The organism is Streptomyces sp. NPDC003943 (assembly GCF_053605265.1).
Window position 1 is genome coordinate 1 of sequence record NZ_JBSGIW010000190.1, and the last position, 1,917, is coordinate 1,917.

A 1,917-nucleotide genomic window follows, 5' to 3' on the forward strand; every position below is an offset into this window, starting at 1 on the left:
GTGAGGGACGAGGGCCCGCACGCGTGTACGGCCCCGCCGCTCCGGATCCCTCTTTCGGAGGGTCGGGGACCGAGGGTGACCTGAAAGGGACTGTACGTACCGGCACCTCCCGTAGGGTCGCCGCAATCGACGGGGGCTCACGCACGGCAGGGATGGCGGCAACGTTGGCTGGACGACGGACGGTACTCAAGGGAGTTCTCGCGGCCTCGGGTGCCGCGGTCGCCGGGGCGGGCACCTCCACCGCCGCGCCGGCGCCCGGGCGCGGCGGCCCCTATTCCACCCCCGTCGAACTGCGTTGGCTGGGCGTCGCCGGCTGGGAGATCGTCATCGGCGGCGAGCGCAGCATCGTCTTCGACCCGTACCTGAGCCGCATGCCCTGTCTGGGCCCCACCGGCGCGCTCGACCCCCGGCTGCCGCTGCGCACCGACCGGACCGCGGTGGAGCAGGTGGCCGCGCACCACCTGACCGGCCCGCCCGAGCTCATCCTGGTCAGCCACGGCCACTTCGACCACGTGGCGGACGTGCCGCAGCTCCTCGCCCGCCCCGAGTGGCGCCGGTCCCGGATCCGCACCGTCTGCGACGAGACCGTCCGCCATCTGCTCACCGCGATGGAGACACCGCCCGCGCGGGTCGCCGACGTGATCCAGGTCAAGGGCGGCGAGTACCTGCAGTTCGACGGGTACACCGTGGAGGTCTTCCGCAGTCTGCACAGCCAGTTCCCCGACCACGGCTACTTCGCTCCCGGCAGCAGGGTCGCGCCGCCGCGCCGGCCGGCCACCCTCGGCGACCTCGTCGAGGGCGACACCTTCGCCTACCAGGTGTCCGTCGACGGCGGTCCGCGGATCCTGCTCATGGGCGCCAGCAACTTCGTCGAACGGGAACTGTCCGGCATCCGGCCGGACGTCGCCCTGGTGCCGATGAGCTCGCACGAGGCCGTGCACCGCTACCTCGAACGGCTGCTGCACGCCACGGACAACCCGCCGCTGCTGATCCCGACCCACCACGACGACATGGTCACCCCGCTCACCGCCATGACCACCGCGTCCGCCCACTCCGCGCGCCCGTCCGCCGCCGCGCGCCTGTCCCGGGTGGCCCCGGCCGGCTGCCGCGTCCTCGACCCGCGCCCCCTGCGGCCCGTGTCCCTGGCCGCCGCGCTCGCCTGACCCGGGGCCGCCCGAGCACGCCCCGGGCCGCCTGGATTCGGCGGAGATCACCGGAAGAGTGCCGTTCGAAAGGATGGCGCGCATCCGGGAGAAATCCGTTGAGAAGGGTGGAGAGCATGAAGAAGACATGGCGCGCCGCGGTCACGTGTGCCGCGGTGGGAGCGGCGATGCTGGGCGGCACGGGCGCCGCGCAGGCCGCGCAGACGGACACCTTCAGCTTCACGGCCGAGGAGTACGCCGCGGTGCCGTTCGGCACGGACCGGGCCACCGTCTGGCAGACGGTCGTCGGGGCGCCGACGTCGCCCCCGCCCGGCAGCGCGAGCGGCTGGTGCGAGAACAGCACCATGACCATCCAGTGCTTCACCGCGAGCGGCGACTACGTGCCGTACGGCAACTTCAACTTCAACTCGGCCGGCCAGCTGGTGTCGAAGCAGAACGAGCTCCTCTACAAGCCGGTGAAGCCGTCCATGACGCTCGCCAAGTACAACAAGGTCTACCTGGGCATGACCGAGACGCAGTTCTGGTCGGTCGTGTCCAAGGACTCCTGCGTGGACCGTGGGGAGGCCTACCCCAACTGGCCCGCCACGACCGGCCACAAGCTCTCCTACAAGTGCGACGCCGGGACGGGCCTGTTCTCGCCGAGCGGGTACTTCGACCTGACCGACGGCAAGGTCACGTACAAGTACCAGCGCGCCCTCACCTGACCGGCGCACCGGGACGAGCCGGGGCGGACGGGTGCGCGGCGAACCCGTCC

Annotated in this window: 2 protein-coding genes; both read left to right on the plus strand. The window is 71.9% G+C overall.

Translation table 11 applies throughout. The annotated features are described in order from the left end of the window. Positions 1-164: 164 nt before the first annotated feature. Positions 165-1,163, plus strand: a complete 999-nt coding sequence (locus ACWEV0_RS35875) for an MBL fold metallo-hydrolase (RefSeq protein WP_453153997.1) — start codon at positions 165-167, stop codon at positions 1,161-1,163. A gap of 116 nt (positions 1,164-1,279) precedes the next feature. Continuing rightward, entirely contained in the window at positions 1,280-1,867 is a 588-nt protein-coding gene (locus ACWEV0_RS35880; RefSeq protein WP_453153998.1) for a BLIP family protein, read from the plus strand. The last annotated feature ends 50 nt before the right edge of the window (positions 1,868-1,917 follow it).